This is a genomic window from Tabrizicola piscis, assembly GCF_003940805.1.
Lineage (GTDB): Bacteria > Pseudomonadota > Alphaproteobacteria > Rhodobacterales > Rhodobacteraceae > Tabrizicola > Tabrizicola piscis.
This window is the reverse complement of the sequence record NZ_CP034328.1, coordinates 3,519,887-3,534,711: the sequence shown is the minus strand read 5'-3', so window position 1 is coordinate 3,534,711 and position 14,825 is coordinate 3,519,887. Positions and strand designations below refer to the sequence as shown.

Below are 14,825 nucleotides of genomic sequence, written 5' to 3'. Positions count from 1 at the left end.
TCGAGGCCACAAATTCAGACAGCGCAATGGGAGGATCAGAGCACCAAACCCAAAGCCCAGTTGCTTCTTTCCAAATACTCCCCGGGGGTTTGGGGGCAGGATGCCCCCATCAACCGAGCCGGTTGGCGCGCGGCTTCGCGCGCCAGAGGCGAGACAGGGGCTTGCGCGCTTGCGCGCTCGATCAGGCTGGACTTGTCTCAGGCACCTTCGGCGAGGGCCTGGCGAACATGATCCACACCTTGCTGGATGTCCCGCTCAATGGCGGCGGACAGGGCACTCGCATCAGCCGCGCGCATCGCGGCAAGGGCCTCACGGTGGAGGTCGGGGGCGACCTCCCGGCCATAGCGGTCGATCACAGCGCGCAAGGACGGACCCGCGCGCAGCCATAGTGAACGGGCAAGGTCCAGCAGCACCGGGGCCTCGGCCGCCTGATAGAGCGCGAAGTGGAAGGCGTGGTTGGCGGCAAGGTAGTCGGTCAGCTTTCCCGCCTCGATCGCCCGGTTCACCGCCCCGTCAATCGCTTCCAGCCGGTCGATCTGCGCCGGGGTCAGGCGGGGGGCGGCGAGTGCGGCGAGCTGCGGTTCGATCGCCAGACGCGCGAAGGCCACCTGATCCAGCATTTCCGCCGACAGTTGCGGCACGGCCACCCTGCGGTTGCCCTGCGGCAGCAGCGCGCCTTCGGCGGTCAGGCGGCGGATCGCCTCGCGCACAGGGGTCATCCCGGCGCCAAGGTCGGCGATCAGCCCCTGAATGGTCACCGGCGCACCGGGCGCGATATGCCCAAACAGGATCATGTCGCGCAGGCGCGCATAGGTCACCTCGTGGCTTGGTATCTTCCGGTTGTCGGCGTCCATCGGGGGTCCTCTTCCTTGCCCCTTTATGACGCCATCCGCCGGGCAATCCAAGATGTGATCAAATCCGGTTTTCGTAGCGGAACCGGGTTACATCCGCCGTCCAGCCCTGCCCGGTCAGATCATATGCGACCACCCCGACAAAGGCCCCGGTGAAGGACGCATGTTCCCCCCGCCCCCCTTCGTCCGAGATCAGGGCAGCATCAAGGACCCGACTGGCCGCCACTCCGTTCACGGTGAAGCGTTGCGTGCTGCGGTCAACGGTGACGCCAAGGGTCACTGGACCTTCCGGCACTGCGACATGGCCATGGAAGGTCAGCGCCTCACCCGGCCAATCACCAAGGCAGGAGACGAAGGTCACCACCCGCTGTCCCGCCTCGCGCGTGATCAGGGCGGCGTGGAATTTGTGGCGGTTGTAGTAGGTGATGAGGCCTGCTGCGCGTTGCCAGTTGGGCGGATCGGCGGTGAAATCTGCCTCGGCGTCATAGGCCGGTTCTTCCTGACGGCGGGCGACAAGGGAGTGTTCGAACCACGATCCAAGGCTTTCCCGACCGACAAGACGCAAGGCGTGACCGGTCAGCGTGAACAGCCGTTCCGGGTGGGGGGTGCGCAGCCACTGGAATTCGGGCGGCAGGGTCGGCCCGGTGAAGTCGCGCTCAACCGGGGCATCGGGCGTCCGGGTCGCGGGCAGGTCGATGGTGGTGGGGGCAAGCTGGCCGCCGTCCTTCAGCCAAAGCCAGTCGTCGCGCCAGACAACCTCGGCCAGCCCCGTCTCGCGCCCCGTGGCGCAGAACGGGCCGTGCGGGCCCTGTTGCGGGCGGCCGCACAGAAAGCTGTGCCAATGGCGGCCATCATGCCCTTCGACATACTGGCCGTGGCCCATGCGCTGGATCGGGTTTTCGGGGGAGAACCGCGCAGTGATCAGGTGCTTTTGCGGGTGGGTCTCATAGGGCCCGCGCAGGTCGCGCGACCGGGCAAGGGTTACCGCGTGGTCATAGCCCGTGCCCCCCTCGGCCGTCGTGAGGTAATAGTAGCCGCCGCGCTTGTAGAGATGCGGTGCCTCGGTCAGGCCAAGGTCAGTGCCGGTATAGATTGTGGTGACGTCGCCCAGAAGCCCGCGCTTAGGGTGCCATTCCTGCAGCTCGATCCCGTCGAAAAGGTCGTTCGCGGGGTTAAGGCCGGTGCCCTTGCCGCGATGGTTCCAACGCATGGTGACGAAGTATTTCCGGCCATCGTCGTCGTGGAACAGCGACGGGTCGAAGCCGGAGGATGTGACATAGGTCGGGTCTGACCAGTCGCCGTCGATCCTGTCGCATGTGACGATGTAGTTGTGCGCGTCCTTGAACGCGCCATCCAGCCGCTTGACGTCGGTGTAGACCAGCCAGAACTTGCCATCCGCGTGGGACAGGCAGGGCGCCCAGATGCCACAGCTGTCAGGATTGCCGCGCATGTCCAGCTGGCTTTCGCGCCGCAGGGGGCGGGCGACCAGTGACCAGTTCACCAGATCGCGGGAGTGGTGGATCTGCACGCCCGGGTACCATTCGAAGGTCGAGGTGGCGAAGTAGTAGTCTTCCCCGACGCGGCAGAAACTCGGGTCGGCGTTGAAGCCGCGCAGGACGGGGTTTTCCAGCATCTTCAGACCTTTGGTTGGCGGGCCGTAAAGGTGGGTGCAGGCGGGGGGATCCCTCAATCCCCCCGCCCGCTGGTCCCGCCCGGAAGGGAGGATCCGGGCAGGTGTTCCTTAAGCCAGAAGCGCGCGGGCCTGATCGGGCGACAACGCCGCGGGCCGGGTGCAGGTGGTCGTCAGGGTGACGAACTGCCCGGTTTCCCCCGAGGTCAGGCAGGCGGCCATCACGTCCACCCCGTGCAGTGTCCGTTCCAGCGAACAGCGGGCATCGCGGCCTTCGGTCAGGGCCGCGACCATGTCGGCCAGGCCAGCGGTGCGGTAGTTGGCCAGCGGGCCGTGCTTGGGATGGTCCTGGTTTGCCACGCCAAAGGGATGGTCCCATGGGGCGACCTGCGTCAGCGCGCCATCGCGGCCGACCACCTCCACCGTGCCGCCGAAGAAGTTCGGGTCGGGGACATAAAGCGTGCCTTCGGTGCCATAGAGTTCGAAGTGGTTGCGCTTGTGGTGCCAGACGTCCCAGGAGGTTGTCAGGTTGACGGTTGCGCCGGACTGAAACTCCAGCAGGGCGTGGATGTTGGTCGGGGTCTTGACCGGGATCTCCTGCCCCGCCCGCGCGCCGGATCCGATCGTCCGGGTCGGGGTGGCGGAGGAGGTCAGCGCCCCCACTCGCCTGACCGGGCCAAGGAAGTTGATCAGGTTGGCAACGTAATAGGGCCCAAGGTCCAGCATCGGTCCCGCGCCGGGCAGAAAGAAGAACTCCGGGCTGGGGTGCCAGCCTTCGGGGCCGTGGTTCTGGACGCAAGCCACCGCCGCCGTGACCGTGCCGATGCGGCCTTCGTCAAGGATCGCGCGGGCCTGCTGATGCGCGCCGCCAAGGAAGGTGTCCGGCGCGCAGCCGACCGCGAGGCCCTTCGCCTTGGCCAGATCGCGCAGGGTGACGCCTTGCTCCAGCGTCAGAACAAGGGGCTTTTCGGAATAGGCGTGCTTGCCCGCCTCAAGGATCCGCTTTGTCACGGCGTAATGGGCGTCCGGAATGGTGAGGTTGATCACCACATCCACCTGAGAGTTGGCCAGAAGGTCATCGACCGACTGCGCCTTGACGCTGAACTCCTCGGCCCGCGCGCGGGCCGCGTCCATGTTCATGTCCGCCACGGCGCGCACCTCCAGCCCCTTGAACAGGGGGGCCAGCCGCAGATAGCTGGTCGAGATGTTGCCGCATCCGATGATGCCGATACCAAGATTTGCCATTTTTCCCTGTCCTCAGAAGCCTTTGGCCGCAGCGATCGACCGCGTGGCGAACCGCGCGTGATCCTTTGGGTTGTCGTGTTCTATGACGAAATGCCGGACGCCCGCCGCCCGCAGGGCCGCCATGATCGTCTTCCAGTCGACAGTGCCGTGGCCCACGTCGGCCCAGCCGTCCTCATCCGTGTTCTGGCCTGAGGGGGCGATGTCCTTGACATGGGCCGCGGTGATCCGGTCCTTGTACTTTGCGATCCAGGCCAGCGGGTCCGCCCCGCCCCGGATGACCCAGGCCACGTCCATTTCCCATTCCAGATCCGGCCCGCCTTCGAACATCCGGTCCTGCGGCACGGAGCCATCCCCCAGCGCCTTGAACTCGAAATCGTGGTTGTGCCAACCAAAGCCATAACCCGCCGCCTTGTAGGGCGCGCCGACCTGTTGCAGCCGCGCGCCAAAGGCCGTCCAGCCTGCCGCATCGGTGGGCCGGTCGGCGGGCATGATGTGCGGGCAGTAAAGCCGCTCCATCTTCAGGGCCTTGGCGATGCCCAGAACCTTGTCGACCTCGCCCTCCAGCATGGCCAGGCTGAAATGGCCGGTCGGCATCGTGAGGCCGGTGGTTGCAAGCCCGGCCTTCGTCGCCTCGACCGCCGCGTCGTCGGCATAAAGCGCGCCGTAGCCTTCGACGGCGGTGTAGCCCGCGTCGGCAAGCATCTGGAAGGTGGCCGCCATCGGCGGGAAGTTGCGGGAGGAGTAGAGTTGATAGGAGAACATGGCAGAAGGCCTTTCGTCAGCCGTAAGTGGCAGAGTGAAGATCGCGAAGGGTGAAGCTCGGCACTACCGATGCCTCCTTCGCGGCGAAGGTGACGGTCGCGGGGTGGCCGGGAAACAGGGCCATCGCGTTGTGGCTGAAGCGCCCGGGGCAATCCGCCTCGACCGCGACAAAGAGGGCAAGCCGTTCGGCCTGGATCGTCAGGGTCCAGCCATCGCCGGTCCGGGCGACCGTATGGGTCAGGCCGGGCGCTTGCAGGTCATAGGTCTTGTAGGCCCGTGGGGCGAAATGATCACCACCCAGCCGGTTGCCCGCAGCGTCAGCCCAGACGAAGGCCAGCAGCTCTTGCGCCATGAGCGCCCCGTTCGGCACCGTCAGCACCGGCGTGGCCGCATCCGGGCCGACGGTCAGCTGCGCCCGGTCAAGCGGCCGGGTCGTGCCATCCATCGCCACCGCCACGGCGGACACCGTCAGGGCGACCGGGTCCAGCCCGTCATTCACCGCGCGAAGTTCGATCCCGTACGCCAACGGGACGGCGACCACGGTCACCGGCGCGAAGAAGCCCTTCGCCATATGGTGGAGAAGTTTCCAGTTGCCGCCATGGTCAAGGCTGGACCAGCTGCACACCGGCCAAGTATCGTTCAGCTGCCAATAAAGCGTGCCCATGCAATGCGGCTTCAGGCTGCGCCAATGGGTGACGGCAGTCTTGATCGCCAGACCCTGCTGGATCTGGCTGAGGTAGACGAAGTTCTCGAAACCCACGGGGAAGCGGAAATAGCGGAACATCGTCTCGGCAATCCGGGCATTGCCGCCGGCGTTCTTCTGGTGGCTTTCCATCACCGGGCTGGCGATGTTGAAATCCTGCGGGTCGGCAAAGGCGCGGATCGCCTGCAGCGATGGATAGGACTGAAAGCCGAATTCGCTGCAGAAGCGGGGGCTGACATCGCGGTAATGGTCGAAGTCGCGGCCTTCGTGCCACACGCTCCAGAAATGCATGTCGCCGCTGCTGTCGTCGCGCCAGGCGTCGCCAAAGGACAAGGGGCCGGGGCTGGGCGAGGATGGCCACCAGTTCGCCTCGGGCAGGACCGCAAGCAACGCCGTCTCGACCGTTCGGTTCAGGCGGTCATAGTTCACCAGATAGCGGTCGCGGTCCTTGCGGCTTTCCGGGAACCAGGTCAGCGCGCCGATCAGCTCATTATCGCCGCACCAGAGCGCGATGCAGGCGTGGTGGTTCAGCCGGGCGACCACATCGCGCACCTCGCGGTCAACCTCGGCCAGATAGTCGGGGGTTGAGGGGTAAAGGTTGCAGGCGAACATGAAGTCTTGCCAGACCATCAGGCCCAGTTCATCGCAGAGGTCGTAGAACCAGTCCGGTTCATAGCGCCCGCCGCCCCAGACGCGGATCATGTTCATGTTGGCGTCAACGGCCGATTGCAGCAGGTCGCGCACAGCGTCGACCGTGATCCGGCCAGACAGGGCATCGGCGGGGATCCAGTTGGCGCCCCGGGCAAAGACATCGCGGCCGTTCACGCGGAAGCCAAAGCTGCGCCCGGCGGCATCCGGTTCGCTGATCAGCGACAGATCGCGCAAGCCGATCCGCCGCTGCGCGCTGGCCCCGGCGACGGTGACGGTCAGGTCATGCAGGGCCTGAAGGCCAAGGCCTGCGGGCCACCAGCGGGCGGCGTTGGGGGGGACGGCAATCGTCGGGAAGGCGCGGCCCTTGAAGACCGGCGCCGTGGCGGTGACCCCGCAGAGGGTGGCGGTGACAGTGTCGCCATCGGCAACGCCTTCGGTCGTGATGTGCAGCGCCACGTCGATCCGGTCGGCAAAATGCTCTTGCCGCAGGATGATGTCGGCGATGCGCGGGCCTGCCGGCTCTAGCGCGATCCGGCCCCAAAGGCCGAAGCCCCCAAGCGCGATGTTCCAATCCCAGCCGAAATCGCAGGCGGGTTTGCGCAGCATGTTGCCATGCGGGATCGGGCAGTTCTGCGCGGCGTAGGGGATGAAGAAGGGCTGCTCTTCCTGCCGCCGCGCGGCTTCGCGGACGGGAGAGCGGAAGTGCAGTTCGATGGTGTTCTCGCCTTGGATCACGCGGTCGCGGGTCGGCAGTCGCCAGCGGCGGAAGGCGTTGGCGCATAGCGCAAGGTGCTTGCCGTTCAGGAGCACCTCGACCACGCAATCCAGCCCCTCGATCACCAGATCGCAGGGGCTGCCGTCATGGGTGAAGCTGCGGCTGGCGACCCAGTCCCGCTCGGACACCCAGCGGCAGTCGTCTTCGTTGCGGCCCCAATAGGGGTCGGGGATCACGCCTGCCTTATGCAGGGCGCTGATCCCGTCGCCGGGCAGATCGAATGACAAGACATAGGCGCCGCTTTCATCCGAAAGCGTCCACGCGCCCGCCAGATCGAGCATCTTCAGATCCTCTGTTCGGTCTTGGTGTCGAAAAGCGAGGCTTTGGATATGTCCAGCCCGAGGTGAACCCTTGTGCCCGCCAGAAGCCGTCCTTCGACGGGAACGCGCACGCACAGGTCCTTTTCCCCGGCCTTCAGCCAGAGCAGGCTGTCAGCCCCCAGATGTTCGTCAATCTCGACCACTGCGGGGATCGACGGGCCAGCCGGGGCCTGATGCGTGACGGTGATGTGTTCGGGCCGCACGCCAAGGATCGCCTGATCCCGCTCCAGCACCGCGCCGCCGTCGTATCCGGCAAGGTCGATCCGCATGGCGTCGAACAGGAAGGCGCGGCCGCCCTCAACCGTCCGCCCGGGCAGAAAGTTCATCGACGGGCTGCCGATGAAGCCTGCGACAAACAGGTTCGAGGGCTTGTTGTAGATCGTCTGCGGGTCCGACAGTTGCTGGATCACCCCGCCCTTCATCACGGCGATCCGGTCGGCCAGGGTCAGCGCTTCGATCTGGTCGTGGGTTACGTAAACCATCGTGTTTTTCAGGCGGCTGTGGAGCCGCTTGATCTCCACCCGCAATTCGCTGCGCAGCTTCGCGTCAAGGTTGGACAGCGGTTCGTCGAACAGGAACACGTCCACATCGCGCACCAGCGCCCGGCCGATGGCGACGCGCTGGCGCTGGCCGCCGGATAGCGCACCAGGCTTACGGTCCAGCAGCGGCTGGATCTGCAGGATTTCGGCGGCGCGGGCGACGCGCTTGTCAATCTCATCCTTCGGCATCTTGGCGTTCTTCAGGCCGAAGCTGAGGTTCCCCCGCACCGTCATCTGCGGGTAGAGCGCGTAGGACTGGAAGACCATGCCGATGCCCCGTTCGGACGGTTCGGCCCAGGTGACGTTCTTGCCCTTGATCCAGATCTGCCCGTCGGTGATGTCCAGCAATCCCGCAAGGCAGTTCAGCAGCGTCGACTTCCCGCAGCCGGACGGGCCGAGGAGCACGACAAACTCCCCCTCCTGCACATCCAGATTCATGTTCTTCAGGACCGAGACTGACCCGAAGTTCAGCGTCAGGTCCTTGACTTCAATCGAGTTACCCATGGGTCAGCCTTTCACGGCACCGGCGGCGATACCGCGGACAAACAGTTTGCCAGAGACGAAGTAGATGATCAGCGGCACCAGCCCCGTCAGCAGGGTGGCGGCCATGTTGACGTTGTATTCCTTCACCCCTTGGACCGAGTTAACGATGTTGTTCAGCTGCACCGTCATCGGGTAAAGATCGGGCTTGGTGTAGACCACGCCGAACAGGAAATCGTTCCAGATTCCCGTGACTTGCAGGATCAGTGCCACGACAAAGATCGGCAGCGACATTGGCAGCATGATGCGGAAATAGATGCCCCAGAACCCGGCCCCATCGACGCGGGCGGCCTTGAACAACTCCTCCGGGATCGAGCTGAAGTAATTGCGGAACAGCAGGGTCAGGATCGGCATTCCGAACACCGAATGCACCAGCACCAGCCCCCACAGCGTGCCGTAAAGCCCCATTTCGCGCAGCAGGATCACGATGGGGTAGAGCATGATCTGATAGGGGATGAAGGACCCGAAGATCAGGATGGTGAAGAACACATCCGACCCCTTGAACCGCCAGTTGATCAGCGCGTAGCCGTTCACGCTGGCAATCGCGATGGACAGGATCACCGACGGCACGGTGATGATGACCGAATTCCAGAACCCGCGCGAAAGACCATCACAGTTCAGACCGGTACATGCCTCGGACCAGGCCTTGACCCATGGCTGAAACGTGATCTCGACCGGTGGGGCGAAGATATTGCCAAGGCGCACCTCGGGCATGCCCTTCAGGCTGGTCATCACCATGACCCAGAGGGGCAGAAGGTAGTAAAGGCAGACCACGATCAGCGTGCCGTACAGCATGATGTTGCGCCCGCTGAGCGCCTTTTTCGGCTTGGCGCCGCGCGGGCCAGACATCGCCTGCGCCCTGACCGGGCTGCCGCTCTGAAGGGTTGCATCAGCCATGCTTCTTGCCTCCGAATTCCAGATAGGCCCAGGGGATCAGCACGATCAGCACGGAAAGCAGCATCATGGTGGAGGCGGCGAACCCCTGCCCCAGGTTCTGCGCCTGGAACATGTAGTCATAGACATACATCGCAGGCACCTGGCTGGCGTTGCCCCCCGGCCCACCCGAGGTCATCGCGACCACAAGGTCGTAAAGCCGGATGATCCCGCTGGCGACGATCACCAGTGTCGTCACGAACACCGCGCGCATCATCGGGATGATGACCACGACATAGGTCTTCCAGGTCGGGATGCCGTCAACCCGGGCGGCCTTCCAGATATCTTCGTCAATGCCGCGCAGGCCCGCCAGCATCAGGCACATCACGAACCCTGTGCCCTGCCAGAGCCCGGCAATCAGCAGGCCGTAAAGCACGGTGTCGGGGCTGTTCAGCGGATCAAAGGAAAAGCTGGTCCAGCCCCAGTCACGCACGATTTCCTGAATGCCGAACTGCGGGTTCAGGATCCATTGCCAGACAAGGCCAGTCACGATGAAGGACAGGGCGAAGGGATACAGCATGATGGTGCGGAACGTGTCTTCATGGCGGATCTTCTGGTCCATCAGCACGGCCAGCAGGAACCCCATCGCAATGGTGAAGACCAGCGACATCACCCCGTAGAACAGCAGGTTCTCGATCGAGATCAGCCAGCGACTGGTGCCCCAAAGCCGCTCGTACTGTTCAAGCCCCGCCCAACGCAGCCGGGGCAACAGTTTGGAATCGGTGAAGGAATAGACGACCGTCCAGATTGTGCCACCGACGAAAACCACCAGCGTGGTCAGGATCATCGGGATCGCCGCGATCTTGGCATTCATGTTGCGCAACAGGCGCCTTGGCTTGTCGGACATCTTCCCCCCTTTGGCCCTTGCAGTGCAGAAAGGGGCCGCCCGGCAATCGGGCGGCCCCCTTGTTCACCCTGCGGTCAAAGACCGGACTTCAGGATTTCCACCCATTTGGCCTGGGCTTCTTCCGGGGCCATTTCGGACTTCCAGAACTCGACCATCAGGTCTTCAGCCTGCTTTTGCACGTCAGCCGACCAGTTCATGTCACCGGAGGGCACGATGTTCCCACCGGCCAGAACTTCCAGGCCCTTCTTCATGCAGTCGTTGGCAGCGGCCAGATCGACGTCGCCGCGGATCGGAAGCGAGCCCTTCTTCAGGTTGAAGGCCACCTGTACTTCTGGCGTAACCAGCAATGCCGCCAAGCGTTTCTGCGCGGCTTCCTTTTCCGGATCGTCCAGGACCGGGAAGAAGAAGGAGTCACCCCCGGTCGAGATGTATTCGTTCAGACCAAGGCCCAGAAGGCAGGAGTAATCCTTGCCCGCCACTTCGCCTGCGATCTGGAATTCACCCTGTGCCCAGTCACCCATGATCTGGCCAGCGGCCTGATCGGTGATGACAAGGTTGGTCGCCTGGTTCCAGTCCTGCACGGACGAGCCCCGGGTCAGTTCGCGCGCCTCAGCCGCCGCCACGAAGACCTTTGCGTATTCCGCGCCCGCCGCCACCTCCATGTTCTTGTCAACGTTCACTGACTTCCAGGCATCGAGACCTGCCACAGCGATCTGCATCGCGCCGAAGGCAAGGTTCGACTGCCAAGGCTGGTCGCCCAGGGCAAGCGGAAGCTTGCCCGCCTCGCGGACTTGCGGTGCCGAAGCGACGAATTCATCCCAGTTGGTCGGAACCGGGATGCCCAAATCCTCATAGACCTTGTTCGACAGCCACAGCCATTCCGGCGAGTGGATGTTGACCGGGGCGCAGTAGACTTTGCCATCGACCGTGCAGCCTTCCAAGAGCGACGGCGGATAGACTGTTTCCTTCCAGTTGTTGGCCTCGGCCACATCGGTAATGTCAAGCAAAAGCCCGGCCTCGATCAGCTCCATCGCCTGCTGGCCGTGGTTGAACTGGAACGCCCCCATCGGATCGCCACCGGTGATCCGGCTGATGACGATCGGACGTGCCGTGCCGCCGCCTCCCGCAATGGCGCCGTCGATCCATTTGTCGCCCGAAGCGTCGAAGGCCTTTGCAAGCTCGGCCACGGCCGCAGCCTCTCCGCCGCTGGTCCACCAATGTGACACCTCAAGCTCGGTTGCCATGGCGGGCATGGCCACCGACGCGCAAAGCACGGCCGTCAGTTTTGTCAGCTTCATCCGTTCCTCCCGGTTTCTAAATCGTTATAGCTATTCCTATAACGTTATAGATTTGCCGATCAATCAATCTTTTCTCTTGTCCGCCCCCGCTGCAAAAGATTTGATCGGCGCAGGACACCGCGCAATTCCGCGCGTCTTGAAGGGTCAGCCCACGCCGATGCTGCAGCGCCGAAACCCCATCCACAGGCTTGTCGTACGGGCGAATTCCGCGACCGGAACCGGCCGGGTTTCTGCGGCCGCAAACGGGGGGGCTGCCAGCGAATCACTCCGGTGGATTCGCCACAGCCCGCCCCCAGCCGCCGGAGGACGCCATGGCATCGCCTCCTGATCCGACCACACTTCTCCTGCCTGATTCGGAAGCCGAGCGTCCGACCCTGAAGACCATCGCCGCCGCGACCGGCCTTGCCATTGCCACCGTCAGCCGCGCTCTGAAGGACGCCCCCGACATCGGCGAAGACACCAAGCGCCGGGTGCGCGAGACGGCCACCCTGCTCGGCTATCGGCCCAACCGCGCGGGCGTGCGCCTGCGCACGGGCAAGACCAACGTCATCGCGCTGGTCCTGTCGACCGAGACGGATGTGATGAACCACACCTCACGCCTGATCTATTCGATCGCCAACGCGCTGCGCGGCACGGCCTACCACATGATCGTGATGCCCTTCTTCCCCGATCAGGACCCGATGGAGCCGATCCGCTATATCGTGGAAACCGAAAGCGCCGACGGGGTGATCCTGAACCAGACCAAGCCCGACGATCCCCGGATCCGCTACATGCGCGACCGGAACTTCCCCTTTGCCACCCATGGCCGCACTGACATGGGGCTGGACCACCCCTACTTCGACTTCGACAACGAAGCCTTCGCGCGCCTTGCCGTGCGCACCCTTGCGGATCGTGGCCGCAAGCGGCTATTCCTGATCGCCCCGCCCCGCTCGCACCTTTACGCGCGCCATATGACCTGGGGCTTTTCGGATGAGGCGGCCCTGCTCGGCCTGCCGTTCGAGGTGGCCGAGAAAGTCACCTCCGATTCCGGGGGCGAGGCGGTGGATGAAGCCGTCGCCACCCGCTTTGCCGAAGCCGACCCGCCCGATGGCATCCTTGTCGGATCGACCACCGCCGCGATGTCGTCGATCGCCGGGGCCGAGCGGTCAGGCCGGGTGCTGGGGCAGGACTTCGACGTCGTCGCGAAAGAGGCCATCGCCCTGTTGCGCCGCTTTCGCCGCCAGACCATCATCATCAAGGAAGACGTGGGCCGCGCTGGGGAATTCCTTGCCCGCGCCCTTGTGGCCGAAATTGAAAAACGCCCGCATGAGGCGCGGCAGGGCCTCGAAACCCCGGCCAAGGTTGATTGGGGCGATGCGCCCCGCACGGGAGGAAAGACATGAACACCATCAAGGGTCCTGCGCTGTTTTTGGCGCAGTTTGCAGGGGATGCGGCGCCGTTCAATTCGTGGACGTCGATCACGGCCTGGGCTGCGGAGTGCGGGTATCGGGGTGTGCAGGTGCCAAGCTGGGACGCCCGGCTGTTTGATCTGGAAAAGGCGGCGGCGTCGAAGGATTACTGCGACACGTTCAAGGGCGAAGCGGCCGAGAACGGGATCGAGGTGACGGAACTTTCCACCCACCTGCAAGGCCAGCTTGTCGCGGTACATCCGGCCTATGACACCGCCTTTGACGGTTTCGCCGCCCCCGCCGTGCGCGGCAATCCTGCGGCTCGGCAGGACTGGGCGGTGGATCAGGTCAAGAAGGCGCTGACCGCGTCACGCAACCTTGGCCTGACCGCTCATGCCACCTTTTCCGGCGCGCTGGCCTGGCCCTATGTCTACCCATGGCCGCAGCGCCCGGCGGGGCTGGTGGAGGAGGCGTTCGATGAACTCGCCCGCCGCTGGCTGCCGATCCTCAACCATGCCGAGGACTGCGGGATCGACGTCTGCTATGAGATCCACCCCGGCGAAGACCTGCACGACGGGATCAGCTATGAGATGTTCCTCGACCGGGTGAAGGGGCATGCCCGCGCCAACATGCTCTACGACCCCAGCCACTACGTCCTGCAACACCTTGATTACCTTGACCACATCGACATCTACCATGACCGGATCAGGATGTTCCACGTCAAGGATGCGGAACTGAACCCCACCGGTCGCCAAGGCGTCTATGGCGGGTTCCAATCCTGGGTCAACCGCGCCGGGCGCTTCCGGTCGCTGGGGGATGGCCAGGTTGATTTCGGCGGCATCTTCTCCAAGCTCACCCAATACGGCTTTGACGGCTGGGCCGTGGTGGAATGGGAATGCTGCCTGAAGCACCCCGAGGATGGGGCCCGCGAAGGCGCGGATTTCGTCAACGCCCATATCATCCGGGTCACCGAGAAAGCCTTCGACGACTTCGCCGGGGCCGGCACCGACCGCGCCGCCAACCGCCGCATGCTGGGGCTTGGTGACTGAGCGCGGCAGCGGGGGTTTCACACCCCGTCGTCAGTGGTGCTAGAACCAGTGGCGCACCACTGACGACCCCCGTGGGATATTTCCAGACAGAAAATGAACGACCAGACGAGGTACACCATGCCCATCGACGCCGCCCATACTGCCCGTCCACCCCGCCTCCGCCTTGGCATGGTCGGCGGCGGACGTGACGCCTTCATCGGTGCGGTCCACCGCATCGCGGCGCGGATCGACGATCAGTATGACCTGGTTGCCGGCTGCTTTTCCTCCAACCCGGAGAAGGCGCTCGCCTCGGCCGCCGATCTGGGCGTGGCGCGCGCCTATACCAGCTTTGCCGAGATGGCCTCGAAAGAGGCGCGGCGCAAGGATGGCATCGACGCCGTCGCCATCGTGACGCCGAACCACATGCACGCCCCCGTGGCGCTGCAATTCCTCAAGCGCGGCATCCATGTGATCTGCGACAAGCCGCTGACCGCCACGCTGGCCGAGGCGAAGAAGCTGGCCAAGGCGGCGGAGGCCTCGGGCGTGGTCTTTGCGCTGACCCACAACTACACCGGCTATCCGATGATCCGGCAGGCGAAGGCGATGATCGCGGGCGGAGAGCTGGGCGACCTCCGCCTCGTCAATGTCGAATATGTGCAGGATTGGCTGACCGAGGCGGTGGAAGCCTCGGGGCAGAAGCAGGCCGACTGGCGCACCGACCCGGCGCGGTCCGGCGCGGGCGGGTCCACCGGCGACATCGGAACGCATGCGTTCAACCTCGCGAACTTCGTCACCGGGCTGACGCTGGACAGTCTTGCCGCCGACCTGACCGCCTTCGTCCCCGGCCGAAGGGTCGATGACAACGGCCATGTGATGCTGCGCTATCAGGGCGGGGCCAAGGGCATGCTCTGGTGCAGCCAGGTCGCCCCCGGAAACGAGAACGCGCTGCGCCTGCGGGTCTATGGCACCAAGGGTGGGCTTGAATGGGCGCAGGAGGATCCGAACTATTTGTGGTTCACCCCCTTCGGCCAGCCCAAGCGCCTGATCACCCGTGGCGGTGCAGGCTCCGGCCCCGAGGCCGCCCGCGTGACCCGTGTGCCCCCGGGCCACCCCGAGGGCTATCTGGAAGGCTTCGCCAACATCTACACCGAGGCCGCCCGCGCCATCCGCGCCGCCAAGTCAGGCACCCCGGTCCCCGCAGGCACCACCTTCCCCGGCCTGAAAGACGGCCTCGAAGGCGTCGCCTTCGTCGATGCCTGCGTCAGATCCTCCAACCGAAATGCCGCATGGGTCAGCCTGAACCTCTGACCCGGCG

General features: G+C 64.6%; 12 protein-coding genes. 3 read left to right on the top strand and 9 right to left on the bottom strand.

The window, feature by feature from the left end; all coding sequences use genetic code 11:
* Positions 1-197: 197 nt before the first annotated feature.
* The 9 genes from EI545_RS17175 to EI545_RS17135 form a co-directional block, all read right to left on the bottom strand.
* Positions 198-854 carry a GntR family transcriptional regulator gene (locus EI545_RS17175; RefSeq protein WP_125326595.1) on the bottom strand — a complete coding sequence of 219 codons (657 nt, stop codon included), beginning with the start codon at positions 852-854 and terminating at the stop codon, positions 198-200.
* A gap of 58 nt (positions 855-912) precedes the next feature.
* The gene (locus tag EI545_RS17170; protein ID WP_245990148.1) at positions 913-2,541 is read right to left on the bottom strand and encodes a glycoside hydrolase family 43 protein; all 1,629 of its coding nucleotides are present in this window, start codon (positions 2,539-2,541) and stop codon (positions 913-915) included.
* A gap of 51 nt (positions 2,542-2,592) precedes the next feature.
* Positions 2,593-3,726, bottom strand: a complete 1,134-nt coding sequence (locus tag EI545_RS17165; protein ID WP_125326594.1) for a Gfo/Idh/MocA family protein — start codon at positions 3,724-3,726, stop codon at positions 2,593-2,595.
* A 12-nt stretch (positions 3,727-3,738) separates the two neighbouring features.
* The gene (locus EI545_RS17160) at positions 3,739-4,488 is read right to left on the bottom strand and encodes a sugar phosphate isomerase/epimerase family protein (protein WP_125326593.1); all 750 of its coding nucleotides are present in this window, start codon (positions 4,486-4,488) and stop codon (positions 3,739-3,741) included.
* 16 nt (positions 4,489-4,504) lie between these two features.
* The gene (locus tag EI545_RS17155) at positions 4,505-6,898 is read right to left on the bottom strand and encodes a beta-mannosidase (protein WP_125326592.1); all 2,394 of its coding nucleotides are present in this window, start codon (positions 6,896-6,898) and stop codon (positions 4,505-4,507) included.
* Between the two features lie 2 nt (positions 6,899-6,900).
* A complete protein-coding gene (locus EI545_RS17150) occupies positions 6,901-7,980 on the bottom strand; it encodes an ABC transporter ATP-binding protein (RefSeq protein ID WP_125326591.1) in 1,080 nt (359 codons plus the stop codon).
* Positions 7,981-7,983: 3 nt separating this feature from the next.
* Positions 7,984-8,913 (bottom strand): carbohydrate ABC transporter permease, encoded by a 930-nt coding sequence (locus tag EI545_RS17145; RefSeq protein WP_125326590.1) that lies wholly within the window; start codon positions 8,911-8,913, stop codon positions 7,984-7,986.
* Entirely contained in the window at positions 8,906-9,796 is an 891-nt protein-coding gene (locus EI545_RS17140) for a carbohydrate ABC transporter permease (RefSeq protein WP_125326589.1), read from the bottom strand. Before EI545_RS17140 ends, EI545_RS17145 begins: the two co-directional genes overlap by 8 nt.
* Before the next feature lie 74 nt (positions 9,797-9,870).
* Positions 9,871-11,094: an ABC transporter substrate-binding protein gene (locus EI545_RS17135; protein WP_125326588.1), complete on the bottom strand. Its 1,224-nt coding sequence runs from the start codon at positions 11,092-11,094 to the stop codon at positions 9,871-9,873.
* 311 nt (positions 11,095-11,405) lie between these two features.
* Between EI545_RS17135 and EI545_RS17130 the strand changes: the two genes are divergently transcribed.
* The 3 genes from EI545_RS17130 (at position 11,406) to EI545_RS17120 (ending at position 14,818) form a co-directional block, all read left to right on the top strand.
* Positions 11,406-12,476, top strand: a complete 1,071-nt coding sequence (locus EI545_RS17130) for a LacI family DNA-binding transcriptional regulator (protein WP_125326587.1) — start codon at positions 11,406-11,408, stop codon at positions 12,474-12,476.
* Positions 12,473-13,531, top strand: coding sequence for a sugar phosphate isomerase/epimerase family protein (locus EI545_RS17125; RefSeq protein WP_125326586.1), 1,059 nt, complete (start codon positions 12,473-12,475; stop codon positions 13,529-13,531). The genes EI545_RS17130 and EI545_RS17125 overlap by 4 nt, the downstream gene beginning before the upstream one ends.
* Positions 13,532-13,648: 117 nt before the next feature.
* A complete protein-coding gene (locus EI545_RS17120) occupies positions 13,649-14,818 on the top strand; it encodes a Gfo/Idh/MocA family protein (protein ID WP_174258197.1) in 1,170 nt (389 codons plus the stop codon).
* The last annotated feature ends 7 nt before the right edge of the window (positions 14,819-14,825 follow it).

Excerpts from the sequence above, each read along its gene's own strand:
- EI545_RS17175 (WP_125326595.1), bottom strand. The coding sequence starts at position 854 with ATGGACGCCGACAACCGGAAGATACCAAGCCACGAGGTGACCTATGCG.
- EI545_RS17165 (WP_125326594.1), bottom strand. The coding sequence starts at position 3,726 with ATGGCAAATCTTGGTATCGGCATCATCGGATGCGGCAACATCTCGACC.
- EI545_RS17160 (WP_125326593.1), bottom strand. The coding sequence starts at position 4,488 with ATGTTCTCCTATCAACTCTACTCCTCCCGCAACTTCCCGCCGATGGCG.
- EI545_RS17155 (WP_125326592.1), bottom strand. The coding sequence starts at position 6,898 with ATGCTCGATCTGGCGGGCGCGTGGACGCTTTCGGATGAAAGCGGCGCC.
- EI545_RS17150 (WP_125326591.1), bottom strand. The coding sequence starts at position 7,980 with ATGGGTAACTCGATTGAAGTCAAGGACCTGACGCTGAACTTCGGGTCA.
- EI545_RS17145 (WP_125326590.1), bottom strand. The coding sequence starts at position 8,913 with ATGGCTGATGCAACCCTTCAGAGCGGCAGCCCGGTCAGGGCGCAGGCG.
- EI545_RS17140 (WP_125326589.1), bottom strand. The coding sequence starts at position 9,796 with ATGTCCGACAAGCCAAGGCGCCTGTTGCGCAACATGAATGCCAAGATC.
- EI545_RS17135 (WP_125326588.1), bottom strand. The coding sequence starts at position 11,094 with ATGAAGCTGACAAAACTGACGGCCGTGCTTTGCGCGTCGGTGGCCATG.
- EI545_RS17130 (WP_125326587.1), top strand. The coding sequence starts at position 11,406 with ATGGCATCGCCTCCTGATCCGACCACACTTCTCCTGCCTGATTCGGAA.
- EI545_RS17125 (WP_125326586.1), top strand. The coding sequence starts at position 12,473 with ATGAACACCATCAAGGGTCCTGCGCTGTTTTTGGCGCAGTTTGCAGGG.
- EI545_RS17120 (WP_174258197.1), top strand. The coding sequence starts at position 13,649 with ATGCCCATCGACGCCGCCCATACTGCCCGTCCACCCCGCCTCCGCCTT.